19 protein-coding genes are annotated in these 25,141 nt (G+C 74.1%); 4 read left to right on the top strand and 15 right to left on the bottom strand.

Translation table 11 applies throughout. The annotated features are described in order from the left end of the window. Positions 1-6: 6 nt before the first annotated feature. The 5 genes from BMY40_RS19925 to BMY40_RS19905 all read right to left on the bottom strand — a co-directional run bounded on the left by BMY40_RS19925 (position 7) and on the right by BMY40_RS19905 (position 6,220). On the bottom strand, positions 7-1,605 hold the full coding sequence (locus BMY40_RS19925; RefSeq protein WP_093661537.1) for a GMC family oxidoreductase: 1,599 nt from the start codon (positions 1,603-1,605) through the stop codon (positions 7-9). A gap of 95 nt (positions 1,606-1,700) precedes the next feature. Then, positions 1,701-3,185: an aldehyde dehydrogenase family protein gene (locus tag BMY40_RS19920; protein WP_412696509.1), complete on the bottom strand. Its 1,485-nt coding sequence runs from the start codon at positions 3,183-3,185 to the stop codon at positions 1,701-1,703. Positions 3,186-3,554: 369 nt separating this feature from the next. Beyond that, on the bottom strand, positions 3,555-4,544 hold the full coding sequence (locus tag BMY40_RS19915) for a malate dehydrogenase (RefSeq protein ID WP_093661533.1): 990 nt from the start codon (positions 4,542-4,544) through the stop codon (positions 3,555-3,557). Between the two features lie 322 nt (positions 4,545-4,866). Further along, positions 4,867-5,358, bottom strand: coding sequence for a DUF3017 domain-containing protein (locus BMY40_RS19910; RefSeq protein ID WP_245770195.1), 492 nt, complete (start codon positions 5,356-5,358; stop codon positions 4,867-4,869). Further along, complete coding sequence (locus tag BMY40_RS19905) at positions 5,348-6,220, bottom strand: bifunctional methylenetetrahydrofolate dehydrogenase/methenyltetrahydrofolate cyclohydrolase (RefSeq protein WP_093661529.1); 873 nt, start codon at positions 6,218-6,220, stop codon at positions 5,348-5,350. The genes BMY40_RS19910 and BMY40_RS19905 overlap by 11 nt, the downstream gene beginning before the upstream one ends. A 359-nt stretch (positions 6,221-6,579) precedes the next feature. Here BMY40_RS19905 and BMY40_RS19900 point away from each other — a divergent pair, with 359 nt between their 5' ends. Both BMY40_RS19900 and BMY40_RS19895 read left to right on the top strand, forming a co-directional pair. After that, complete coding sequence (locus tag BMY40_RS19900; RefSeq protein ID WP_093661527.1) at positions 6,580-7,251, top strand: RDD family protein; 672 nt, start codon at positions 6,580-6,582, stop codon at positions 7,249-7,251. Between the two features lie 256 nt (positions 7,252-7,507). Next, positions 7,508-8,080, top strand: coding sequence for a hypothetical protein (locus BMY40_RS19895; RefSeq protein WP_093661525.1), 573 nt, complete (start codon positions 7,508-7,510; stop codon positions 8,078-8,080). A 61-nt stretch (positions 8,081-8,141) separates the two neighbouring features. On the opposite strand, the gene purH is transcribed toward BMY40_RS19895, so the two are convergent. Then, positions 8,142-9,719, bottom strand: a complete 1,578-nt coding sequence (gene purH, locus BMY40_RS19890) for a bifunctional phosphoribosylaminoimidazolecarboxamide formyltransferase/IMP cyclohydrolase (RefSeq protein WP_093661523.1) — start codon at positions 9,717-9,719, stop codon at positions 8,142-8,144. Further along, positions 9,712-10,365 carry a phosphoribosylglycinamide formyltransferase gene (purN, locus tag BMY40_RS19885; protein WP_245770194.1) on the bottom strand — a complete coding sequence of 218 codons (654 nt, stop codon included), beginning with the start codon at positions 10,363-10,365 and terminating at the stop codon, positions 9,712-9,714. Before purN ends, purH begins: the two co-directional genes overlap by 8 nt. Positions 10,366-10,596: 231 nt before the next feature. Here purN and BMY40_RS19880 point away from each other — a divergent pair, with 231 nt between their 5' ends. Further along, positions 10,597-11,598, top strand: a complete 1,002-nt coding sequence (locus BMY40_RS19880) for a hypothetical protein (protein ID WP_093661520.1) — start codon at positions 10,597-10,599, stop codon at positions 11,596-11,598. A gap of 75 nt (positions 11,599-11,673) precedes the next feature. Here the strand turns inward: BMY40_RS19880 and BMY40_RS19875 are convergent, their stop codons facing one another. Further along, the gene (locus BMY40_RS19875) at positions 11,674-12,936 is read right to left on the bottom strand and encodes a cell division protein PerM (RefSeq protein ID WP_093661518.1); all 1,263 of its coding nucleotides are present in this window, start codon (positions 12,934-12,936) and stop codon (positions 11,674-11,676) included. Between the two features lie 262 nt (positions 12,937-13,198). Between BMY40_RS19875 and BMY40_RS19870 the strand changes: the two genes are divergently transcribed. Further along, positions 13,199-14,119 carry a SigE family RNA polymerase sigma factor gene (locus tag BMY40_RS19870; RefSeq protein WP_093661516.1) on the top strand — a complete coding sequence of 307 codons (921 nt, stop codon included), beginning with the start codon at positions 13,199-13,201 and terminating at the stop codon, positions 14,117-14,119. 93 nt (positions 14,120-14,212) lie between these two features. Here the strand turns inward: BMY40_RS19870 and sucD are convergent, their stop codons facing one another. From sucD to BMY40_RS19835, 7 genes are all read right to left on the bottom strand, one after another. After that, complete coding sequence (gene sucD, locus BMY40_RS19865; protein WP_093661514.1) at positions 14,213-15,097, bottom strand: succinate--CoA ligase subunit alpha; 885 nt, start codon at positions 15,095-15,097, stop codon at positions 14,213-14,215. Positions 15,098-15,121: 24 nt separating this feature from the next. Beyond that, complete coding sequence (gene sucC / locus BMY40_RS19860; RefSeq protein WP_093661512.1) at positions 15,122-16,294, bottom strand: ADP-forming succinate--CoA ligase subunit beta; 1,173 nt, start codon at positions 16,292-16,294, stop codon at positions 15,122-15,124. Positions 16,295-16,536: 242 nt separating this feature from the next. Then, on the bottom strand, positions 16,537-19,464 hold the full coding sequence (locus BMY40_RS19855; RefSeq protein ID WP_245770206.1) for an NHLP bacteriocin export ABC transporter permease/ATPase subunit: 2,928 nt from the start codon (positions 19,462-19,464) through the stop codon (positions 16,537-16,539). A 127-nt stretch (positions 19,465-19,591) separates the two neighbouring features. Further along, a complete protein-coding gene (locus BMY40_RS19850; protein WP_093661508.1) occupies positions 19,592-21,961 on the bottom strand; it encodes an NHLP family bacteriocin export ABC transporter peptidase/permease/ATPase subunit in 2,370 nt (789 codons plus the stop codon). After that, positions 21,946-22,752 (bottom strand): HlyD family efflux transporter periplasmic adaptor subunit, encoded by an 807-nt coding sequence (locus BMY40_RS19845; RefSeq protein ID WP_093661506.1) that lies wholly within the window; start codon positions 22,750-22,752, stop codon positions 21,946-21,948. Before BMY40_RS19845 ends, BMY40_RS19850 begins: the two co-directional genes overlap by 16 nt. A 313-nt stretch (positions 22,753-23,065) precedes the next feature. Continuing rightward, complete coding sequence (locus BMY40_RS19840) at positions 23,066-23,305, bottom strand: hypothetical protein (RefSeq protein WP_093661504.1); 240 nt, start codon at positions 23,303-23,305, stop codon at positions 23,066-23,068. Positions 23,306-23,946: 641 nt separating this feature from the next. Next, a complete protein-coding gene (locus BMY40_RS19835; RefSeq protein WP_245770204.1) occupies positions 23,947-25,077 on the bottom strand; it encodes a VWA domain-containing protein in 1,131 nt (376 codons plus the stop codon). Positions 25,078-25,141: the final 64 nt, after the last annotated feature.

Below are 25,141 nucleotides of genomic sequence, written 5' to 3'. Positions count from 1 at the left end.
CTGCGGTCACGCGGCACCTCCCGGTGTCGTGGTGTCGTCGGGCTCGTCGGGCTCGTCGTGGTCGTCGTGGTCGTCGCGGAGCAGGTCGGCGGCCTTCTCACCGACCATCAGCACGCCGATCATGGGGTTGACGGCGGGGATGGTGGGAAAGACCGAGGCGTCGGCGACACGGACGCCGTCCAGTCCGCGGATGCGCAACCGCGGGTCGACGACGGCCAGTTCGTCGTCGGCCGCGCCCATCCGGCAGGTGCCGGCGGGGTGGTAGACGGTGTGGGCGACCTTGCGGGCGTACTCGCTCAGTTCCTCGTCGGACGTGATGTCCGGGCCGGGGCAGACCTCCCGCTTGAGCCAGGAGTCCAGCGGCGCGGTCCCCGCTATCTCGCGGGCGATGCGGATGCCGTCGACGAGGGTGCGGGCGTCGTAGTCCTCGGCGTCGGTGAAGTAGCGGAAGTCCAGGGCCGGTTTGACCGAGGGGTCGGCGCTGGTGAGGTAGAGCCGGCCGCGGCTGCGGGGCTTGGGGATGTTGGGGGTCATCGACACGCCGTGGGCGGGGCGTTCGTAGCCCAGCCGCTCGGGGTTGTCGGTGAAGGGGATCTGGTAGAAGTGGAACATCAGGTCGGGGCCGGGCGAGTCCGGGTCCCGGCGGACGAACAGGCCCGCGTCCGAGTCCATCGCCGAGTTCTCGGGGATGGGGCCGTCGGTCTCCCAGACGATGACCGACTCGGGGTGGTCCAGCAGGTTCTCGCCGACGCCCGGCAGGTCGTGGACGACCGGGATGCCCAGGGCCTCCAGATCGGCGGCCGGTCCGACGCCGGAGTGCAGCAGCAGCCGCGGGGTGTCCACGGCGCCCGCGCACAGCACGACCTCGCGCCGGGCGCTCACCAGCGTCTCCCCGCCGTCGGCGGTGCGGACGTGGACGCCGGTGACGCGGCGGCCGTCGTCCCCGCCGAACTCCAGGCGGTACGCCCAGGTCTCCAGCCACAGCTCCAGGTTGGGCCGGTCGCCGGCCTCCATGTGGGGGTGGAGGTAGGCGACGGAGGCGGAGGAGCGCTTGTTGGTCTCCGGGTGGTAGGCGAGGTCGAAGAAGCCGACGCCCTCGGTGAACGGCCTGGCGTTGAAGCCCTCCACGCGCGGTACGCCGAGGGCCGCCTGGGCGGCGTCGACGAAGTCGCGGGCGATGGCGTTGCGGTCCTTCTCGTCCACGGCGACGATGTTGTTGCGCAGCCGGTGGTAGTAGGGCTCCATCGCGATGGCGTTCCAGCCGCTCGCCCCGGCGTCCTCCCACTCCTGCCAGTCCGAGGGCAGCGGCTTGAAGGAGATCAGGGTGTTGTGCGAGGAGCAGCCGCCGAGCACCCGCGCGCGGCTGTGCCGGATGTGGGAGTTGCCGCGTGGCTGCTCGGTGGTGGGGTAGTCGTAGTCGAGGTCGCCGCCGAGCAGGCCGAGCCAGCGGCGCAGGGTCAGTACGTCGGGGCGGTCGACGTCGGAGGGGCCTCCCTCGATGAGGGCGACGGTGGTGCCGGGGTCCTCGGCGAGCCGGGAGGCGATCACCGAGCCGGCCGTACCGCCGCCGATCACCACGTAGTCGTAGGTGGTCTTGCTGGGCATGAAGGTGGTGCTCCTACAGGGGTGTCGCGTCAGGGGTGCGCGGGAGTGAGTGGGTGCGCGCGGGGGCGCGTGGAGGCGTCCGGGCGCGGGCGGGGTCAGCCGGCGAACCAGCGCACCGGCGCGGGGCGCAGGTTCTCGTAGACGTGCTTGGTCTCGCGGTACTCGTCCAGCCCGGAGGGGCCGAGTTCGCGTCCCACGCCGGAGCGGCCGAAGCCGCCCCACTCCGCCTGCGGCAGGTAGGGGTGGTAGTCGTTGATCCACACGGTGCCGTGGCGCAGCCTGGCGGCGATCCGGCGGGCGCGGGCGGTGTCGGCGGAGAAGACGGCGCCGGCCAGGCCGTACTCGGTGTCGTTGGCCAGGGCCACGGCCTCGTCCTCGGTGCGGAAGGTCTCCACCGTCAGGACCGGGCCGAAGACCTCCTCGCGCACCACGCGCATCGTGCGGTCGCAGCGGTCCAGGACGGTCGGCGGGTAGAAGTAGCCGGTGGCCGGGAGGGTGTCGGAGGGCTTCGGGCGCTCTCCGCCGCAGCGGACGACGGCCCCCTCGGCGACCGCGGAGGCGACGTACTCCTCGGTCCTGTCGAGCTGCTGCTGGGAGACGAGCGGGCCGCACTCGACGCCGGGCTCGGTGCCCCGGCCGAGCCGGATGCGGCGGGCGCGGCGGACGAGTTCGGTGACGAAGCGGTCGTGGACGGACTCCTCCAGGATGAGGCGCCCACCGGCCGAGCAGACCTGGCCGCTGTGGATGAAGGCGGCGTTGAGTGCCTGGTCGACGGCGGTGTCGAAGCCCTCCTCGGTGGCGCAGGCGTCGGCGAAGACGACGTTGGGGTTCTTGCCGCCCAGTTCCAGGGCGACCTTCTTGACCGTGGCGGCCGCGGCGGCGGCCACCCTGGTGCCGCTGGCCAGGCCGCCGGTGAAGGAGACCAGGTCCACGCCGGGGTGCTCCGAGAGCCGGGCGCCGACCGGGTCGCCCGCGCCGGTGACCAGGCCCGCCACGCCCGCGGGCAGGCCGGCCTCGGCCAGCAGCCGTATCAGGTGGACGGTGGACAGCGGGGTGATCTCGCTGGGCTTGACGACGAAGGTGTTGCCCGCCGCCAGCGCCGGGGCGATCTTCCAGCTCGCCTGGAGCAGCGGGTAGTTCCAGGGGGTGATCAGCGCGCAGACGCCGACCGGTTCGTGGACGACGACGCTGTGCACATCCGGGCTGCCCGCGTCCACCACGCGCCCGCCGGAGGTGCCCACGGCCTGGTCGGCGAAGTAGCGGAAGGCGGCGGTGACGTCGTCGACGTCGACACGGCCCTCCTCGATGGTCTTGCCGGTGTCCATGGACTCGGTGAGCGCGAGCTGCTCGCGGTCCCGCTGGAGGAGGTCGGCGGTGCGCCGCAGCAGTGCCGCCCGCTCGGCGACGGGGGTGCGGGGCCAGACGCCGGTGTCGAAGGCGCGGCGGGCGGCCTCGACGGCGGCGTCGGCATCCTCGGCGCCGCCCTCGGAGACGACCGCGAGCACCGTCGCGTCGGCGGGGTCGAGGACCTCCCTGGTTCTTCCGGAGAGGGAGGGACGCCACTCCCCGTCGATGTGCATGGTCTCGATTGCCGACACGTTCCGTACTGCCTTCCTCGCATGGTGCTGTTGCCGCCCGGCGGTCCGAGCGACCCGGTCCCATGCCCCATACCGAGGAATTCATTCTTTTAATCCATGTCAAGTGGCGTGCTTCACACAGGAAACCATGATCACTTGGGCTCTATGTAAATGGATTTAAGGGGATGGCGGGATATGGAGGACATTACGGTCACTACGTGACGCACCCGGGCGGGCACGGGGAGCAGCCCGGCGCCGGAACGCCGAAGGCCCCCGGCTCCGGGAGCCGGGGGCCTTCGGTGCGCAGACGTTCCGGATCGGGTCCGGATCGGGTCCGGATCGGGTCCGGAACGGAATCGGGGCGGGGCCGGGTCAGATGAGGCCGAGACCGCGGACGGCCTCGCGCTCCTCCTCCAGCTCCTTCACGGAGGCGTCGATGCGCGCCCGCGAGAACTCGTTGATCTCCAGGCCCTGGACGATCTCGTACTTCCCGCCGGAGCAGGTGACCGGGAAGGAGGAGATCAGGCCCTCGGGGACGCCGTAGGAGCCGTCCGAGGGGATGCCCATGGAGGTCCAGTCGCCCTCCGGGGTGCCGTTGACCCAGGTGTGGATGTGGTCGATGGCGGCGTTGGCGGCGGAGGCGGCCGAGGAGGCGCCGCGGGCCTCGATGATGGCGGCGCCGCGCTTGGCGACGGTCGGGATGAAGTCCTCGGCCAGCCACTTCTCGTCGTTCACGGCCTCGGCGGCGTTCTTGCCCGCGACCTCGGCGTGGAAGACGTCCGGGTACTGGGTGGCCGAGTGGTTGCCCCAGATGGTGAGGCGGCGGATCTCCGACACCGGGGTGCCGGTCTTCTTCGCGAGCTGCGACAGGGCCCGGTTGTGGTCCAGGCGGGTCATGGCGGTGAAGCGCTCGGCCGGTACGTCCGGGGCGGCGGCCTGGGCGATCAGAGCGTTGGTGTTGGCCGGGTTGCCCACGACCAGGACCTTGATGTCGTCCGCGGCGTGGTCGTTGATGGCCTTGCCCTGCGGCTTGAAGATCCCGCCGTTGGCCTCCAGCAGGTCGCCGCGCTCCATGCCCTTGGTACGCGGGCGGGCGCCGACCAGGAGGGCGACGTTGGCGCCGTCGAACGCCTTGTTCGGGTCGTCGGTGATCTCGATGCCGCTGAGCAGCGGGAAGGCGCAGTCGTCCAGCTCCATCGCGGTGCCCTCGGCGGCCTTGAGACCCTGCGGGATCTCCAGGAGGCGCAGCGCGACCGGCACGTCCGGGCCCAGCAGCTGGCCGGAGGCGATGCGGAACAGCAGCGCGTAGCCGATCTGGCCGGCGGCGCCGGTGACGGTGACATTGACGGGAGTGCGGGTCATGGCGGTCTCCGTTTACCTGACAGTGGCGGCTGGGTCTCCAACGTATCTCTACGTCAAGAGACCTGGCGTCAGGCTATCCGACGGCCCCACCTCGGGGGGCAGCCGCCCGCCGGAGGGGGGAGCGGCGGGCGGCTGCGGGGGGACGTACCGCACCCGAGGGGGGGTACGTCATCCGCATGCCCCGGATTCCCGCCGTCATGCCGTCCGGGACCGGCCGGATCCCGCCGTGCGCGGGCATCCGCGTCGGCGGCCACGTCGGCGTCGGCGTCGGCGGTGGCGTCGGCGGTGGCGGTGGCGTCGGCGGCGGTGGTTCCCGGCCCGGTCAGCGGATCGTGAAGTGGACGACGTCCTCCAGGAAGGGGATCTCCAGCACGGGCGCGGGCTGCGCCATCAGCGCCAGCAGCACGATGGCGGTGCCCAGCACGCCGTACGTCACCACGTCCGTGAAGCGGGAGCGCACCGCGAGCATCCCCACCGACGGCACCGCCCAGCGCAGCACGGCGCCGGCGAACACGGACAGGCCGACGGTCAGCAGGCCCGCGCGGAAGTGGCCGAGCGTCACCAGCAGGCCGGCGGCCGTCCCGATCAGCACGCACAGCAGCGGCCACTGCCGCGCGGGCGCGGGGGCGTCCCCGGGGGCCGCCCGCCCGCCCCCCTCGGGGCGGGCGGTGTCACGGGTGATCAGCGGGAACCGCCGGGAGGGACGCCGGGGGGCACCGGCGGCCTCCCCGGCCTGCCCGCTCTCCCCGGCTCCTCCGGCCCCTCCGGCCCCTTCGGCCCTCCCGGCCTTCTCCGTCCCCGTCTCAGCCGACACGGTCCGCACCCGCGGCGCGCTCCGCCGCCTCCACCACGTTGGCCAGCAGCATCGCCCGCGTCATCGGGCCGACGCCGCCCGGGTTCGGCGAGAGCCACCCGGCGACCTGCGCGACGTCCGGGTGCACATCGCCGGCGATCTTCCCCGTCGCCGCGTCCCGGCTGACGCCCACGTCCAGCACGGCCGCGCCCGGCTTGATGTGCTCGGGGCGGACCAGATGCGCCGCCCCGGCCGCCGCCACCACGATGTCCGCCCGGCGCAGATGCTCCCCCAGGTCCCGGGTGCCGGTGTGGCACAGGGTCACCGTGGCGTTCTCCGAGCGGCGGGTGAGCAGCAGCCCGATGGAGCGGCCGACGGTGATGCCGCGGCCGACGACGGCCACGTCCGCCCCGTCGATCTCCACCTTGTGGCGGCGCAGCAGCTCGACGATGCCGTTGGGGGTGCACGGCAGCGGGGCCCGCTCGTTGAGCACCAGGCGGCCGAGGTTGGTCGGGTGGAGCCCGTCGGCGTCCTTGGCCGGGTCCATCAGCTCCAGGACGCGGTTGGTGTCGATCCCGCGCGGCAGCGGGAGCTGCACGATGTAGCCGGTGCAGGCCGGGTCCTCGTTGAGTTCGCGGACGACCGCCTCGATGTCCTCCTGGGAGGCGGTGCCGGGCAGCTCGCGCTGGATGGAGGCGATGCCCACCTGGGCGCAGTCGCGGTGCTTGCCCGCGACGTACTTCTGGCTGCCGACGTCGTCACCGACCAGGAGCGTCCCCAGGCCTGGCTGGATGCCGCGTGCCCTCAGGGCTTCTACGCGGGCGGCGAGTTCGGTCTTGATCGCGGCTGCGGTGGCCTTGCCGTCGAGAATCTGGGCGGTCATGGGGCCATCCTCCCGGATACGGAGGCCCGGTCTCCAATCGCGTCCGCACCGCGCGGCACCTCCGGCACGGAGAGCGACCGGAGCGTCGCGGAACGCCTCGTTCCCCGGTGCGGCGGGGCCGGGCGTTGCGGATTCGCCACAGTCCCCTGCCTTGTCTGGACAGCGTCATCCTTGCCCACCAGCATGGTCGCGGGTGCCGTGCCCGCGGGGGGGCCGACGGGTGCGGCGCACGGGGGAGGCACGCTCATGTACGACCCGTTCCTCGCGCAGCGGAGCTGCGGGGGCGCCGCGGTGTTCCTCCGGACGTCCCCCTGGACATCCCCTCGGCCCCGCCCCGTCCGCTCGTAAGGAAGAAGCTCATGAGCTACCCGCAGCAGCCCGGCGGCCGGCCGCAGGACCCCTACGGCCAGCAGCCTCCGCAGCCCGGCTACGGCTACCCGCAGCAGGGCGTGCCGCCGCAGGGCACGTACACCCAGCAGCCGCAGTACCCCCAGCAGCCCGGCGGGGCGTACGCCCCCTACCCCCAGCAGCCCGGATACGGCGGCACGCCGCCGTACGCGAGCTGGGGCGCCCGGGTCGGCGCGACCCTGCTGGACGGCCTGATCGCCGGCCTGGTGCCGATGATCCTGATCGGCATCGGCTACGCGCAGTTCCTCGGGGCGGTCATCGACGCGGCCGACAGCTGCCCGATCGGCGACACGGTCTGCGCGCAGAACGCGGCCGAGGTGCCCGGCAGCACCTGGCCGCTGATCGGCATCGGCATCCTGCTCTCCCTGGCCGGCCAGCTCTGGCTGATCCACAAGGAGGGCAAGACCGGGCAGACCCCGGGCAAGAAGGCCCTGAAGATCAGCGTGCTGCGGGAGGCCGACGGGCAGCCGCTCGGCTTCGGCATGGCCTTCGTGCGGAGGCTGGCGCACTTCCTGGACGGCGCGGCCTGCTACATCGGTTATCTGTGGCCGCTGTGGGACGACAAGAAGCAGACCTTCGCCGACAAGGTGATCAACAGCGTCGTCGTGAAGCAGCAGCGGTAGTCCCGGGCGATCCGGCCCGGTGGATTCCCACCCGTCCGGCGCGTCCCCGCAACGGCGGTCCCCCGTACCGGCCGGGGGATGCACGGGCCGGTACGGGGAAGGGTGGTCTTGAGGGAGTGGCGCGGCCCGCCCGGCGGGCGCCGCGCAAGGGCGCAGGCATCGGGGGCCGCACCGCGGGGGCCGCGGTGCGGCCCCCGCGGCGTCCGGTCACCGCACAGACCGTCCGGAGGAACCGGAGGAACCGGAGGAAAACGCCATGAGCAGCTCCGACCCGAACACCCCGAACGACCCCTACCGGAAGAACCCGTACGACCGGCCCCCCGGAGGGCAGCCGAGCGGTCCGCCGGCCGGGCACTACGGCCCCTTCGGCGGCGCCGAGGAGCATCCGCTGTCGCCGCCGCCCGGCCCGGTGGGCTCGCCCAGCGGGCCGCCCGGGGCGATGCCGCGCAAGGTCGGCTCGTCCCGGATGATCTTCTTCATCGCCGGCGGGATCCAGGCCCTCTTCTCACTGCTGGCGATCATCACCTTCGCCGCGGCCGAGGACGACCTGGAGGAGACCTACGGCGATCTGGGCGTGGGCACCGGCATCTACTACGCGATGTTCGTCTTCTTCCTGCTCCACGCGATCGCCGGCATCGTGCTGGCCGTGAAGTTCCCGCAGGGCGGCAACGGACTGCGGATCGCGGGCGTCGCCTGGTCGGCCGTCCTGGTGCTGGTCGGCCTGGCCACGCTGCCGCTCGGGCTGCTGTGGCTGGTGCTCGGCATCGTCTGCATCGTGCTGCTGTCCTCCGCCGAGTCGGCGGCCTGGTTCAACCGCCCGCGGGCCTGACCCGGCCCGCACACGCCGCAGGCCGCGCCCCCGCCGGGGCGCGGCCTGACGCGCGTCCACCTCAGTGGAAGAAGTGCCGGGTGCCCGTGAAGTACATCGTCACACCCGCCGCCTTCGCGGCCTCGACCACCTGCTCGTCGCGGACCGAGCCGCCGGGCTGGACGACCGCCCGCACGCCCGCGTCCGCCAGGACCTGGAAGCCGTCGGGGAAGGGGAAGAAGGCGTCGGAGGCCGCGTAGGAGCCGCGCGCCCGCTCCTCGCCGGCGCGCTGGACGGCGAGTTTGGCGGAGTCCACCCGGTTGACCTGGCCCATGCCGACGCCGACGGTGGCGCCGTCCCTGGCCAGCAGGATCGCGTTGGACTTCACCGCCCGGCAGGCGCGCCAGGCGAAGGCCAGCTCCGCCAGTTCCGCCTCCCCCAGCGCCTCGCCGGTGGCGAGCGTCCAGGCGGCGGGGTCGTCGCCGTCGGCCTGGAGGCGGTCGGCGACCTGGAGCAGCGCGCCGCCGTCGACCGGCTTGTGCTCCAGGCGGGCGGCCGGGGCCTCGGGGCAGCGCAGCACGCGGATGTTCTTCTTGCGGGCCAGCACCTCCACCGCGCCGTCCTCGTAGTCCGGGGCCACGATGACCTCGGTGAAGATCTCGGCGACCTGCTCGGCCATGGCGACGGAGACCGGGCGGTTGACCGCGATCACGCCGCCGAAGGCGGACAGCGGGTCGCAGGCGTGGGCCTTGCGGTGGGCCTCGGCGACGTCCGCGCCGACGGCGATGCCGCAGGGGTTGGCGTGCTTGATGATCGCCACGCACGGCTCGGCGTGGTCGTGGGCGGCCCGGCGCGCGGCCTCGGTGTCCGTGTAGTTGTTGTAGGACATCTCCTTGCCGTGCAGCTGCTCGGCGTCGGCCAGGCCGCCGGTGCCGTCGCTGTAGAGGGCGGCGGCCTGGTGCGGGTTCTCGCCGTAGCGCAGCACGCTCGAACGCCGGTAGGCGGTGCCGAGGAACTCGGGGAAGCCGGAGTCGTCGGCCGGGGCGTAGTCGTCCGCGAACCAGGAGGCGACGGCCACGTCGTAGGCCGCGGTGTGCGCGAAGGCCTCGGCGGCCAGGCGCCGGCGGGCGGCGAGGTCGAAGCCGCCGCCCGCGACGGCCTCCAGCACCTCGCCGTAGCGGCCGGGGTTGACGACGACGGCCACGGACGGGTGGTTCTTGGCGGCGGCGCGGACCATCGACGGGCCGCCGATGTCGATCTGCTCCACGCACTCGTCCGGGGAGGCGCCGGAGGCGACGGTCTCCCGGAAGGGGTAGAGGTTGACGACGACGAGGTCGAAGGGCTCCACGTCCAGCTCGTCGAGCTGCCGGCGGTGGTCCTCCAGGCGCAGGTCGGCCAGGATGCCGGCGTGCACGCGCGGGTGGAGGGTCTTCACCCGGCCGTCCAGGCACTCGGGGAAGCCGGTCAGCTCCTCGACCCGGGTGACCTCCACGCCCGCGGCGGCGATCCGCGCGGCCGTCGAGCCGGTGGAGACGAGCTTGACGCCCGCCGCGTCCAGGCCGCGGGCCAGCTCCTCCAGGCCCGTCTTGTCGTAGACGCTGACCAGCGCGCGGCGGACGGGCCGCCTGGTGGCCTCGGTGGTCTCGGAGCCTTCAGTCATGACCGAGAATGACCTTTCTTGCCTCGATGCGGTAGCCGTGGCGGGCGATGCGTCGCACCGTGTCGACGAGCAGCCGCCGCTCGACTTCCTTGATCCGCTCGTGGAGCGTGGATTCGTCGTCCTCCTCCCGCACCTCGACCACGCCCTGGGCGATGATCGGGCCGGTGTCGACGCCGTCGTCGACGAAGTGGACGGTGCACCCGGTGACCTTCACGCCGTACGCGAGCGCGTCGCGCACGCCGTGGGCGCCGGGAAAGCTGGGGAGCAGGGCGGGGTGGGTGTTGACGAAGCGCCCGCCGAACCGGGCGAGGAACTCCTTGCCCACGATCTTCATGAAGCCGGCGGAGACCACCAGATCGGGCTCGTACGCCGCCACCGCCTCGGCCAGCGCGCGGTCCCAGGCGTCCCGGGTGCCGTGGTCGCGCACGCGGCAGACGAAGGTGGGCAGCCCGGCGCGCTCGGCGCGCTCCAGCCCGGCGATGCCGTCGCGGTCGGCCCCGACGGCGACGATCTCGGCGCCGAAGGCGTCCGGCCGCTCCTCGGCGATGGCGTCGAGGAGGGCCTGGAGGTTCGTCCCCGAACCCGATACGAGCACCACGACGCGGGCCGGGGAGTGGGCGGCGAAGGAACGGGAAGCGGAAGCCACGACGAGGCTCTTCTCGGATCTCTCGATGGGACGGTGCGGCTTTGTACGGTCGTACGAATCCATGGGGCGGACGAATCCGGGGAACCCTACGAAGCGGCCGACCGTCAGCAACGATACCGGCACACCGGACAGCCCCCTCGGGACGGGGGGACGGCCGCCCGGTAGCGTCTGGGCCACACATCGGCGAACGGCCCGGGGCCGGGACGACATCTAGGGGAAGACACAGAGCACATGACGGACCGACGACGCCGCGCGGCCCCTGAGACCTCGACCGGTACCGCTCCGGGCCCGATCCGGTGGCGGCCTCCCTCCGGCCCGTCCTCCTCCGGCCCGTCCCCCTCCACCGGCCGCCTCTCCCGCGACCGGTTCTCCGGCGGTCCGCTCTCCCGCGGCCGGGAGGACGACAACCCCTTCGCCGCGCCCCCCGAGGGGCACCCCGAGCAGCCCTGGAGCCCGCGCGGGTCCCGGGGAACGGATCCGTCCGACTCCTCCGGCTCGTCCGGCTCGTCCGGCTCGCCGGACTCCCCGCGGGGCGACGGGAACGGCGACCGGCCGGAGGGCTCCTCGCCCGACTGGGGCAGCCGGTGGAGCAGCCGCCAGCCGGGCCGCCAGAGCGGCGGCTTCGGCAGCGGCGGCCGTCCGGAGCAGGGCGGCGGACCCGGCGGCGGACCCGGCGGCATGCGCTGGGATCCGACCGACCCGGTCCAGCGCCGGGCCCGGTACGCCCTGGTCATCGGCGGCTGGGGACTGATCTTCGCCTTCTTCGGCCTCCCCTGGCTGGCGGTGCCCCTGGGCGCGCTGGCCGTGTACTGGGGCATCGGCGCCATCCGCGGCAAGCCGGGCACCGGCGGCGGTGCGGGCGGCGGTGCGGGCGGCGGTGCGGGCGGCGGCACCGGCTCCGGCGCGGAGACCGGCCGGGCGGCCGCCCGGCCCGAGGACGTGGCCGGCACCGACCGCTCCACCGCGCCCGGGCCCGGCGCGGACCAGGCGCCCGCCCCCTCCCGCCCGGAGGCCGGCCGCTCGGGCCGGCCCCAGCTGGCGGCGGCGGTGACCGGGCTGGTCACGGGGATCCTCGCGCTGGTGATCATCGCGGCGCAGTTCACCGTCCAGCTCGTCTACCGCGACTACTTCGTCTGCGTCGAGGACGCCCTCACCACCTCCTCCCGCGAGGCGTGCGAACGGCATCTGCCCGAGGAGCTGCGCCCGCTGTTCGGCGACCCCGGGCAGGAGTGAGGCCGGACAGGAGAGTGAGGCCGGGCGCGGCCGCCACGGCCGCGGGGCGGCGGGAGACTTCGCGCCCGGCACACGTCAGCGCCCGCGGGCCGGACGCAGCCGCCAGGACCGCAGGGCCAGGGCCGCCGGCGCCCCCAGGACGGCCGTCCAGCCCAGCGCCGCGGCCCCGGTGAGCCGCCAGTCCGGGCCGAGGTGGGCCAGTGCCCCCGTGCCCAGCGGGCCGCCCGCGCACGCGGCCAGCACCGCCATCGCCGCGCCGCAGCCACAGGCGGCCAGTACGGCCGCGCAGGCGGTCGCCCGTCCGTCCAGCGCCGCGAGGCCTCCCCTGGCGGGCACGGCCGCGCGCGCCACGCACCACGCGGCGAGCAGTCCACCCGCCAGCGGGACCGGGAACGCCGCGGCCCAGGCCGCGGCGGTGCCCGGCCCCTCGGCCGGTACGGCGGCCAGCAGCGGGAAGTCCGGCAGCGGCGGCAGGCCGGCCACGGCCGAGGGCCGCACCACGCTGCCCCCGCCGAGCGTGAACCCGGGGCCGAGGCCGTACGACGCGCCCCAGACGGCCGCGTTGGGCGTCAGCGCCAGGGCGAGCAGCAGGACCGCCGCCAGCCCCGACGTGGTCGGGGCCGGCGGCTCCGGCGACGGGAAGGCGGCCCGCTGGGCGGTGGCGACATGCCAGAGCAGGGCGCCCGCCGCCAGCAACGCGCCCCCGGCGCACAGCGCCGCGGTCGCCGCGGCGGCGCCGCGCAGGGCGGCCGACGCTCCGGCGCGGGTGGGCGCCGACCGCTCCGTCCGCCGCCGCATCCGGCGCGGGAGCGGCAGCGGGGCCTCGGGCAGCGGCCGCCCGAGGCCCGTCCACGTTCCCGCGACCGCCGCGGCGGCCACCACGGCGGGCAGGCGCAGCGCGGCGCCCAGCGGATCGACCCGGATGGGGCCGGAGGCCGCGTAGACGGTGACGAGCGCCGCGACCAGCAGGTACCCCGCGATGATCCAGCCCGTGGCACGCCATGCCGCACCCGCGTCCCCCGCCCCGGAACTCCCGCCGGAACCCGCGCCCTGAACGCCACCGGGGACGCGGGCGGAGGCCGGCCCCCGGACCGCGCCGCGGGCCGTGCGGTGGAGCAGCCACACCGGCACGGCGCACAGCAGCAGGGGCACCAGCCCGACCGGCGCGGGGGAACCGCTGAGGGTTTCGGTGCGGACGAGGGGGGCACCGTGTGCCACCAGCCAGAGGTCGGCGGCGATGCGCAGCGCGCCGCCGGGACCGTCGTCGGGGTGGGGCGAGGTGATCCACAGCAGTATGACGAGGACGGCGATTCCGCCCAGGCCCAGGCCCGCTGCCATCACACCGTCGAGAAGGCGGTCACGGGGAGGGACCGGCGCATGACGGACGAGCACGAGGGCATGCGGGGGCGGTGGGGAGGGCGACGCGTCGCGGTGGGTCATCGGATGCACGCCGACATGCTGCCAACAACGCCCGATTCGTCCGGGGAGCAGGGAAACAGTCGATGTGTCGCACACAGTACGCTATGCAGTTTTTTCATACAGTGCGGCGGTATGGCACCCATACCGCCGCAATCATGACGACCCGTAGGGGGCGGCCAGCATGACCGAGACACTCTCCGTTCCCGCACCCGCCGAGGGCGCGGCCCCGGAAACCGCCGCGGACGAGAGGCCCGCCGCCGGACCGCCGTCCGGGCTCGCGGAGGCCGCGGACCACCCCCGCCCGGCGACGGCGGACGGACCGGCCGAGGCGTTCGACCTGCTCTACGAGCGCCTGGCGCGGCCGCTGCTGCGCCAGGCGTATCTGCTCACCGGCGACCGGGAGCTGGCCGGACGGGCCGTGCGCCACGCCTTCCGGCAGGCGTGGGAGCGGTGGCCCGAGGTCGCCGTGGACCGGGACCCGGCCGGCTGGGTGCGGACGGCGGCGTACGACCACGCGCTCTCGCCCTGGCACCGGCTGGACCCCCGCCGCCGCGCGGCCCGGAGGGGCGGGACGGGAAAGGACGGGCCGGGGAGGGACGGGCCGGAGGGGAGCGGCGGAGGGCTGCCGCCGGAAGCCCTGCTGGACCTGCCGCCCTCCTACCGCCGCACGCTGCTCCTGCACGACGGCCTCGGGCTGGGGCTGTCGGAGACGGCCGCCGAGAGCGAGGCCAGCACCGCCGCCACGGCCGCACGGCTGATGCACGCGCGCGAGGCACTGGCCGAGTGCGTGCCGGTCCTGCGCCGTGTCGCACCGGCCCGGCGCAGGGAGATCATCCGCTCCCTGCTGGAGGAGCTGGCGGACACCGAGTCCCTGCCGGAGCTCCCGTCCGCCGCCACGGCGCGCGACGGCAGCGAGCGGACGGTCCGGCTGCGGACGGGCGCGTCCTTCGGGGCGACCGCGCTGGTGGCCGCGGCGGCGCTGCTGGCGTCGCTGGGCGGGCCCCAGGCGCACGACTCCGCGCGGCAGGCGCCGCAGAAGACCGGGGCCCCGGCCGTGTCCGAGTCCTCCCCGGACGGGCCGGAGGACCGGGCGGCCGGCTGAGGACGGCCCCGGGACCTGGCGGGCGCGCGGACGGCGCGGGCCCGCGCCCCTTGAAGGGGTGCGGGCCCGCGCCGTCCGGCGTCGTGCGCCGTGTCAGCCGGCGAGCAGTTCGCGCGCCAGGCGGGCGGTCTCGGACGGCGTCTTGCCGACCTTCACACCCGCGGCCTCCAGGGCTTCCTTCTTCGCCTGGGCGGTGCCGGAGGAGCCGGAGACGATGGCGCCGGCGTGGCCCATGGTCTTGCCCTCCGGGGCGGTGAAGCCCGCGACGTAGCCGACGACCGGCTTGGTGACGTTGGCCTTGATGAAGTCCGCGGCCCGCTCCTCGGCGTCGCCGCCGATCTCGCCGATCATCACGATCAGGTCGGTGTCGGGGTCGGCCTCGAACGCCTTGAGGGCGTCGATGTGGGTGGTGCCGATGATCGGGTCGCCGCCGATGCCGACACAGGTCGAGAAGCCGAGGTCGCGCAGCTCGTACATCATCTGGTACGTCAGCGTGCCGGACTTCGAGACCAGGCCGATGCGGCCCGGCTTGGTGATGTCGGCCGGGATGATGCCCGCGTTGGACTGGCCGGGGGTGATCAGACCGGGGCAGTTCGGGCCGATGATGCGGGTCTTGTTGCCCTTGGAGCCCGCGTAGGCCCAGAACTCGGCGGTGTCGTGGACGGCGATGCCCTCGGTGATCACCACGGCGAGCGGGATCTCGGCGTCGATCGCCTCGATGACCGCGCTCTTGGTGAACTTCTCCGGGACGAAGACGACGGTGACGTCGGCGCCGGTGGCCTCCATGGCCTCCTTGACCGTGCCGAAGACGGGCACCTCGGTGCCGTCGAAGTCGACGGTCGTGCCCGCCTTGCGCGGGTTGACGCCGCCGACGATGTTGGTGCCGGAGGCCAGCATGCGCCGGGTGTGCTTCTGGCCCTCGGAGCCGGTCATCCCCTGGACGATGACCTTGCTTTCCTTGGTGAGGAAGATAGCCATTGTTGTCGGTGTCCTCGTCCTTCGTTACTTCGCGGCCAGCTCGGCGGCACGCTCGGCCGCGCCGTCCATGGTGTCCACCTGCTGCACCAGCGGGTGGTTGGCGTCGGTCAGGATCTTGCGACCCAGCTCCGCGTTGTTGCCGTCGAGGCGCACCACCAGCGGCTTGGTGACGTCCTCGCCCTTGGACTTCAGCAGCTCCAGGGCCTGCACGATGCCGTTGGCGACGGCGTCGCAGGCGGTGATGCCGCCGAAGACGTTGACGAAGACGGACTTGACGTCCGGGTCGCCGAGGATGATCTCCAGGCCGTTGGCCATGACCTCGGCGGAGGCGCCGCCGCCGATGTCGAGGAAGTTGGCGGGCTTGACGCCGCCGTGGTTCTCACCGGCGTAGGCCACGACGTCCAGGGTGCTCATGACGAGGCCCGCGCCGTTGCCGATGATGCCGACCTGTCCGTCGAGCTTGACGTAGTTCAGGCCCTTGGCCTTGGCGGCGGCCTCCAGCGGGTTGGCCGCGGCCTTGTCCTCCAGGGCGGCGTGGTCCGGCTGGCGGAACTCGGCGTTGGCGTCCAGGGACACCTTGCCGTCCAGCGCGATGATCCGGCCGTCACCGGTCTTGACCAGCGGGTTCACCTCGACGAGGAGGGCGTCCTCCTTGACGAAGACGGTCCACAGCTTCTGCACGGCGTCGACGATCGCGTCGGCGACCTCGGCCGGGAACTTCGCGGCCTCGACGATCTCGCGGGCCTTGGCCTCGGTGACGCCCTCGACGGCGTCCACCGGGATCTTGGCCAGGGCCTCGGGCTTGGTGGCCGCGACCTCCTCGATGTCCATACCGCCCTCGACGGACGCCATCGCGAGGAAGGTGCGGTTGGCGCGGTCCAGCAGGAAGGAGACGTAGTACTCCTCCGCGATGTCCGCGGTCTGGGCCAGCATCACCTTGTGGACGGTGTGGCCCTTGATGTCCATGCCCAGGATCTGGCGGGCCTTCTCGACGGCGTCGTCCGGGTCGGAGGCCAGCTTCACACCGCCGGCCTTGCCCCGGCCACCGGTCTTGACCTGCGCCTTGACGACCGCGCGACCGCCGAGTCGCTCGGTCACCTCGCGCGCCGCCTCGGGCGTGTCGATGACTTCACCGGCCAGCACCGGTACGTCATGCTTGGCGAAGAGATCCCTCGCCTGGTACTCGAACAGGTCCACGCGCGTCCGTCCCTAGTTGTGGTGTCGCGGTTCGTTGTCAGCGTGGGCGTGCCGCGTGGCCGCGGCGTCTGCGGAGCGCGCGGCATGTCCGCCTTGCAGGTTAGTCCCGTCGGTGTGCCCGGCATAAATCGCAGCTCACACCCGTGCGGTGACAACCGTCACAGACACCGCCCTCCCCACCTGGGTAAGGGGCGCCGCGGCGGGACGGGATCCGGCCGGCCGCCGGGCCGGGCCCGGCCCGGTCACCCCAGCTGGCGGCGGACCAGCTCGTGGAAGAGGCCTGCGGTGTCGGCGAGCAGATCCGCCGGAGCGCCCTCCTGCGCCACCCTGCCCTCCGACATCACGATCACCCGGTCGGCGTCCATGACGGTGGACAGCCGGTGGGCGATGACGACGCGGGTGCAGCGCAGGGCGCGGGTGGAGGCCATGACCACGCTCTGGGTCTCGTTGTCCAGCGCGCTGGTGGCCTCGTCGAGGAAGAGGATGCGCGGCCTGCGGATCAGCGCCTGGGCGATCATCAGCCGCTGGCGCTGGCCGCCGGAGATGGTGCCGCCGCCGTCCGACAGCATGGTGTGCATGCCCATGGGCATGGCCTTGATGTCCTCGGCCAGACCGGCCATCGCGGCCGCCTCCCACGCCTCCTCCGGGGAGAACGCCTCGGCGCCGCAGATGCACTCCAGGATCGAGCCGGTCAGCGGCTGGGCGTTCTGCAGCACGACCCCGCACTGCCGGCGCACGGCCGTGCGGTCCAGGGCCGCCAGGTCCTGGCCGTCGTACAGAACGCTGCCGGAGAGCGGCCTGTCGAAGCCGATGAGCAGCCGCAGCAGCGTCGACTTGCCGCAGCCGCTGGCCCCGACGATCGCGACGAACTCGCCCGGCCGGATCCGGAAGCAGACGTCGTCCAGGACCAGCGGACCGTCGTCGCCGTAGCGGTAGGAGAGCTGCCGGGCCTCGATGGCGCCGCTCAGCTCGCCCGGCGGCACGCTGCCGCCGCCCACCTCCGGCAGCTCGTTCAGGATCGGCCTGACCTGCTCGAACATCGGCAGCACCGCGGCGGCCGAGATCAGCGCGCCGGTCAGCTGGGTGGCCGAGGACAGCATCATCGTCACGGCGGTGTTGAAGGTGAGGAACTCGGCGGCGGACATGCTGCCGCGGGCCGGTCCGGCCAGCAGCATGAACATCGCCAGCGTGCACAGCGGCAGGTAGACCGCGTTGAGCACGGCGACGGCGTTCCTGATCCGGCCGACGCGCCGCTGGAGTTCGCGGGTGCGGGCGAACTCCCGGGCCCAGGCGGCGTAGGCGAAGCTCTCGGCCGCGGCGACGCGCAGCTTGGGCAGTCCGCGCAGGGTCTGGAAGGCGCGGTTGTTGATCTTGTGGCCGAGCTTGACCAGCCGCCGCTGGTAGCGCAGCTGCCACAGCCCCAGCGTCAGGAAGACCGCGGCGACGACCAGCAGCAGGGCGATCGCCGCCAGTGCCAGCGGCGCGCTGTAGACGAGCAGCAGGACGAGGTTGACCGCGCCCACGGTGGTCGCCTGGAGGGCCACCGTGCTGATGCCGGAGAGCACCCGGCGGATGGCGCTGATGCCCATGGCCGCGCCGGCCAGCTCGCCGGTGGAGCGGCCCGCGAAGAACGTCGTCGGCAACCGCAGCAGCCGGTCCCACACGGCGGGCTGGAGCGTCGCCTCGACACGCCCCTCCAGCCGCAGGACGGCGGTGTTCTGCATCAGCATGAAGGCGGCCGAGACGACGCCGGCGGCGATGAGCGCCAGGGCCGTCTGCACGATGAGCCCGGTCTCGCCGCCGGGCACGTACTCGCCGAGCACCTTGCCGGTGGCGATGGGCACCAGTGCGCCCAGGCCGACGGCGACCAGGCCGCCCAGGGCCAGGTCGCGCAGTTCGGCGCGGGTGCCGCGCACGCTGAAGCGCAGCAGTCCGAGCAGGCCCAGCGGACGGTCGGGCAGCGGGCGGTAGAACATCACGGCGCGCGGCTCGAAGTCGGCCTCGTTGGACCCGCCGACGCGTTCGCGCTCGCCGGTCGCGGGATCCACCGCCTCGTAGCCGCCGCGCCGCCACAGCAGCGCCACGGGCGCGCCCTCCCCGGAATCCGCCCCCGGGGCCCCCCGGGCGCCCCGGGCGCGCCGGCCGACCAGGGGGCCGCTGTCCTCCTGCCACCAGCGTCCGCCGAGCCGGACGGTGCGGGTGCGGACGCCGGAGGCGATCGCGATGCGCTCGACCGGGTCCGTGCGCTCGGAGACGGCGCCCGCCCCGCCCGGCTCGGTCAGGGTGATGCCGGCCCGTCCGGCCACCAGCCGGCAGACGGCGAGGACCGCGTCGTCGCCCGCGCCGCGCCGGGGGGTGCGGCCGGAGCGGCCGATGGAGGCCAGCAGCGCCTGGTCCGCCTGGGTGCGGGCGGCCTCGCCGGCCTCGATGCCGGCCGCGGTGCGGTCCTCGTGGGTGCGCTCCAGCTCCTCGATCCAGCGGTCCAGGGCGTACAGCAGCCGGTACTGCTGGTCGACCATGCCCTGCCACATCGCCGTGTCGACCAGCAGCGTGCCGACGGCCTCCGCCTGGTAGGCGGCGCCGTACTGCACACTGCCGGGGGCGATCTGCATCCACAGGACGTCGTCGTCGGCCGGGTGCTCGTCGGTGACGGCGGGGCCGTCCAGCGGCGCCTGGTAGAGCACCCGCAGGCCGCGGCCGATGCCGAGCGCGAACGCCTGCTCCAGCGGGCTGAGCCGGCCGGCGGCCCCGTCCCACGAGCCGGCTCCGCCGCTCCCCCGGTCGCCGGCCGGCGCGGCCCCGGCCCACTGGCCCGTGTCCCACCGGTCCGCCGTCCACTGCTCGGTGTCCTCCCATCCGTCCGTGCCCCAGGAGTCCGTGCCCCGGGAGGGGGCGGTCCGGGCGGGGTGGGGCAGCTCGCGCAGTTCGACGCGGTGCAGCCGGCAGCCCTCCAGAGGGCGGCCGACCAGGGTGTGCTCGGGGCCCTCGACCGGGCCCAGCAGCAGCGTGCCCGCCTCCAGCCGGCCCAGGAAGTGCCAGTGGCCCGAGCTCACGGAGCCGACGGCGAACAGGTCCAGGGACCCGTCCACTATGAGCCACAGCACGTGCGGCCCCTCCAGGGAGAGGCTGCGCACACCGGTGCAGTCGACCGCCGTGCCCAGCCCGCCCAGGGCCGCGACGACGGGGTCGGTGTGCGGGGCGCGCGGGGGATGCGGGACGTGGGGGGTGTACGGGGCCTGTGCCGCATGGGGGGCCTGTGCCGTGTGAGGGGCGTACGGGGTGTGCGGGGACGTCAACTCAGTGCTCCCTGACCAGTTCGGCGTACGGCCCCCGCGCGGCGACCAGGTCCTCGTGGCGTCCGCGCTCCACGACCGCGCCCCGGTCGAGTACGACGATCTCGTCGCTGTCGCGCACCGTGCTCAGCCGGTGGGCGATCACCACGCAGGCGCAGCCGCGCCGCCGCAGGTTGTCGATGATGGTCTGCTCGGTCACCGCGTCCAGCGCGCTGGTCACCTCGTCCAGGACCAGGACGCTGGGGCGGCGCACCAGTGCCCGGGCGATCTCCAGCCGCTGGCGCTGGCCACCGGAGAGGTTGCGGCCGCCCTGCTCGACCCGGCTGTGGATGCCGCCGGGACGGCGGGCGACCACGTCGTACACGGCGGCGTCCTTCAGGGCCGCGACGACGGCCTCGTCCGGGATGGAGGGGTCCCACAGCGCGACGTTGTCGCGGACGGTGCCCTCGAAGAGGAAGACGTCCTGGTCGACGAAGGACACCGACGCCGCCAGCGCGCCGCGCGGGATGTCCTCCAGCCGCATCCCGTCGATGCGGACGGTCCCCTCCCAGGGGGTGCGCAGGCCCGAGATCAGCCGGGAGACGGTGGACTTGCCGCTGCCGGAGCCGCCGACGAGCGCGACCTGCCGACCGGGGCCGACGGTGAGCGAGAAGCCCTTCAGCAGCGGCGGGTCAAGTGGGCTGTAGCCGAAGGTGACGTCCTCCAGCTCCACATGGCCCGTCAGGCGGCGGGTGCTGGGGACGGGTTCGCGCCGTGTGTAGAGCGGGTCGACGGGGAAGTTCTCCACGTCCCGCAGGCGGGCGACGTCGGCCGCGAAGTCCTGGATCCGCCCCGCCACCCCGTTGAGGCGGGTGATCGGCGCGGTGAAGCTGGTCATCAGGGTCTGGAAGGCGACGAGCAGACCGACCGTCAGATGCCCCTCGACCGCCCGCAGGCCGCCGATCATCAGGATCAGCGCGCTGTTGAGCGTGGCCAGCACGGGCGCGACGACCGCCAGCCACGCGCTGGGCACGCCGAGCCGCTGCTGCACGTCGAGGGTGGCCGCGTGCTGCCCGGCCCAGCGGCGGAAGAAGCCCTGCTCGCCGCCGGTGGCCTTCATCGTCTCGATGAGCTGGAGGCCGCTGTAGGAGGTGTTGGTCAGCCGGGCGACGTCGGCGCGCAGCTTCTGGGTGCCGGTGGACCGCAGGTGGAGGACGACGCGCATGGCCACCACGTTGAGCAGTGCCACGCCGATCCCGACGACGGTCAGCTGCGGGTCGTAGGTCCACAGCAGCACCGCGTAGAGCACGACCACCACGGCGTCCACGCCCGCGGCGGCCAGGTCGCGGGAGAGGGTCTCGGCGACCGTGTCGTTGGACTGCAGCCGCTGGACGAGGTCGGCGGGGTTGCGCTGGGTGAAGAAGGAGACCGGCAGGCGCAGCAGGTGCCGGAAGAAGCGGGCGCCGGCCAGGGTGGAGGAGATGATGTGGCCGCGCAGCAGATTGGCCTGCTGGAGCCCGGTGAGGACGGCGGTGAGCACCAGGGCGGCCGCCATCGAAGCGAAGAGCACGCCCAGCAGGGAGGACTGCCCCCCGATGAGGAACATGTCGATGTAGGTGCGGCTCAGCGCGGGCACCGTCGCGCCGACGGCCACCAGCAGCAGGCTGGCGAGCACGGCCGCCAGCAGGGTGCCGCGGGTGCCGCGCAGCCGGGCGGGCATGGCGCCCATGACACCGGGCCTGCGGCCGCCGCCGCGGAAGCCCGCGTCGGGCTCGAAGGTGAGGACGACGCCGGTGAAGCTGGTGTCGAAGTCCTCCAGGGGCACGAACCGCCGCCCCTTGCCCGGGTCGTTGACGTACACGCCGCGGCGGCCGAGGCGGCGGCCCATGCCGTCGTAGACGACGTAGTGGTTGAACTCCCAGAAGAGGATGGCCGGGGCGCGCACCTCGGCGAGCGCCGCGAGGTCCATCTGCATGCCCTTGGCCCGCAGTCCGTAGCCGCGGGCGGCCTTGAGGATGTTGCTGGCGCGGGAGCCGTCGCGGGAGACGCCGCAGGCGATGCGCAGTTCCTCCAGGGGGACGAAGCGGCCGTGGTGGCCGAGCACCATGGCCAGCGCGGCGGCGCCGCACTCGACCGCCTCCATCTGGAGCACGGTGGGGGTGCGTACGGCCCTGGGGGTCCTGCCGCGTACGGCCGCCCCCGGTGCGGCGGCCCGGCCGCGCGGGGCGCGGCGGGAACCGCCTCCGCCGCCGTTCCTGCGGCGGCGGCCGGGGGGCGGGAGCCGGTCGGGCCGGGGGCGGGCGGGCCGCTGTGCCACGGGTTCGTGCGGGGCGGGTTCGCGATGGGCCGGTTCCTGCGGGGCCGGTTCGTACGGGGCGTTCACGGGAGGAGCCATTCGACGGGGCGCTGGGCCGGGAGGTGGATGGCGCCGGTGACCGGTGTCCTGGACTCGAGGGCGTGCGGGGGGCCGTCCTCCGAGGACCAGAGGTAGCCGGACTCGGTGGCGGAGGAGCGCTCCAGCTCCACCAGCACCGCCACGGGGCTGCCCTGCCGGGCGAACTCGGCGGCGAGCCGGGCGTCTCCCAGGAAGGCGGCGATCCGCCGCTCCGTCTGGGGCGCCCGCCCGACCTGCCCGACGCGGCCGCGCAGCACGCCGAACTCCTCCTGAGGTGCGGACTGGACCTCCAGGTCCACCCGGGCGCCCTCGGTGATCGCCGCGCCGCTGTCGCCGGGGACGTACAGCACGGCCACCAGCGGGTCGTCCGGGTCGTCCACCCGTTCCACGGTCGCCACGTCCGCGCCGGTCCTGACGACCGAGCCCGTTCCGGCGACCAGGGCCGTCAGCCGGCCGCCGGCCACCGCGCGCACGGCCCGGTCGCCCTGTGCCGTGCGGACCTTCAGCAGGGGCGCGTCCGGGCGCAGCAGCTCGCCCTCCTCGGCGAAGACCTCGGTGACCTGGCCGGAGATCGGGCTCTGCAGCGTGTAGCTGCCCCCGGGGCGGGCGAGGAGGCCGGGGGCATCCAGCTTGGCGGACACCGAGCCGTTGACCGCCCACAGGCCGGCGACGGCCATGACGACGACCGTGACGGCCAGGGCGAGCCGGCCCTGGGGACGCGCGAAGCGCACGGGGAGGTCGAGTTCCTCCGGCGACTGCAGTTTGGAGAGCGCCTTCTTCCGGAACTGCACGGGCTACTCCTTCGACTGCGTTCCTCCGGGTCGCTCCGGAGCGGCATCGCGGCGGGCCGAGGCGTACGGCGACGGTGCCGGCGCCGGTACCCGGGCGGGCGGCGGCGCGGGGACGACTCCGGGTGGTGCGGGGGGCGGTACGGGCGGTGCGGGGTGGTGGGGTGGCGCGGGGCGCCCCCGGCGGGGTCCGGGCGGACAGCCGTGAACCCCGGAACCAGGGGGAGCTCCGGGGTTCGGGGTGGCCTCGCGGCGCGCACGCGCACCTGCGGGGCCGTACGGCGCACGGGCCGGCGGGTCCGTGCGGACGCCGCTGTCAGAGACCGGCGATGTTGGCGTCGGCCTGGACGCCGGTGACGCCGGAGACGCTGCCCGGGAGCGTGCCGGCGATGCCGGTCGCGGCCTGGACGGTGTTGAGGGAGGACACGGCGCCCACGACGCCGGAGACGTCGCTGAGGGCGGCGCCGGCCACGCCTCCGGAGATGCTGACGATGCCGCCGGAGACGGCGTCCAGCTCGGCGTCGTCGATCTCGCGGGTCTCGAGGTGCTCACGCATGGCGCGTTTCCCTTCGTTGGTGGAGGAGTTTCTCGATGGCGTGGAACGGGCCGACGGGAAGGGCGGCCCGGCCACTCACGACGGCCTGATGACCGAAAACCGATCACCTTTCGCAGAGCCGCCGTGGTGCGGACGATGAAAACACGCGCCCGACTGGCCTGGCCAACTCGTCGGCGACCGTCACCGGCGGATTGCGGCAAACAGGTTGACGCACATCCACTTTCGGCCACCGAAGAGTTTCAGGATCTGCACAGGATTGAGCGACGGACCAGGTCGGACCGTGTTTTCCGCCGGCCATAACCGGACACTTCCTCCCCCGCGCGCGGCCCGGTATACCGGACATGGCGGGCGACGGCGATATGGGGGAATCGGCGTCCGCGCACCGTGTGAAAGTTTTACGAGCACGGCGTCCGGTTCCCTTCGGGCGGCACCGGCCGCCGCCCGGGAAGCGGTCCGGCGCCTTCCGGACGGATCGGCCCGCGAAGCACCCCGCCATGGCTCCCGGCCTCCGCCCGGAGGGACGGCCCGGAGACGGCCGGGGATTTCCGTTTTCCCGGCGCATGGAATTCCCCGTGCATCGCGGTGTGTTCGCGAATTCCCCTCTTCTCCGTCACCGGTGTTCCACGGCTTTCCCCGTTCGGTCACTCCCCGGGGACCGGCAGGGGGCGCTTCTCGACGGCCGCCGCCATCACCTCCGGGAAGTGGTCGGGGGTGCAGGCGAAGGCGGGCGCGCCGAGCGCGGCCAGCGCCGCGGCGTGCTCCCGGTCGTAGGCGGGGGCGCCCTCGTCCGAGAGGGCCAGGAGTGTCACGAACCGCACCCCCGCGCTCCTCATCGCGGCGACCCGCTTGAGCATCTCGCCGCGTATGCCGCCCTCGTGGAGGTCGCTGACGAGGACGAGGACGGTCTCGGCGGGCCGGGTGATGCGCGACTGGCAGTAGGCGAGCGCGCGGTTGATGTCGGTGCCGCCGCCGAGCCTGGTCCCGAACAGGACGTCGACGGGGTCGTCGAGCAGGTCGGTGAGGTCCACGACGGAGGTGTCGAAGACGACCAGACGGGTGGAGAGCGACCGCAACGAGGCGAGCACGGCCGCGAAGACGGAGGCGTAGACGACCGAGGCGGCCATCGAGCCGGACTGGTCGACACAGAGGACGATGTCCTTCCGCACCGCCCGGGAGGCGCGGCCGTGGCCGACGAGCCGTTCGGGCACGACCGTGCGGTACTCGGGCAGGTAGTTCCCCAGGTTGGCCCGGACGGTGCGGTTCCAGTCGATGTCCCGGTGGCGGGGGCGGCGTACCCTCGCCGACCGGTCCAGGGCGCCCGTCAGCGTCGCCCTGGTGCGGGCCGCCAGCCGGCGCTCCAGCTCCCCGACGATCTTGCGGACGACCGCGCGGGCGGCCTCCCGGCTCTCCTCGGGCATCGCCTTGCCCAGGGAGAGCAGTGTGCCGGCGAGGTGGACGTCCGCCTCGACGGCCTCCAGCATCTCCGGCTCCGCCAGCAGGGCCGACAGGCCGAGCCGGTCGATGGCGTCCCGCTGCATCACCTGGACGACGGAGGCCGGGAAGCAGTCGCGGACGTCGCCCAGCCAGCGGGCCACGCCCGGCGCCGAGGCGCCCAGCCCTGCGGAGCGCGGCCCCGGCCGGGCACCGGCGTCCTCCCCGTCCCCGTAGAGGGCGGCGAGGGTGCGGTCCATGGCCGCGTCCCGGCCGGTCAGGGCGCGTCCGGTGCCGTCGGCCTCCTCTCCGCCGCCCAGGACCAGCCGCCAGCGCCGCAGCCGCTCGTCGGCGTCCCGTTCGTCCGTACCGCCGGCCGCCGCGGCGGCCGTGCCCGCGCCCGCG

The organism is Streptomyces radiopugnans, from assembly GCF_900110735.1.
Lineage (GTDB): Bacteria > Actinomycetota > Actinomycetes > Streptomycetales > Streptomycetaceae > Streptomyces > Streptomyces radiopugnans.
The sequence above is the reverse complement of the archived record's forward strand: the minus strand, read 5'-3'. Positions and strand labels throughout refer to the sequence as shown.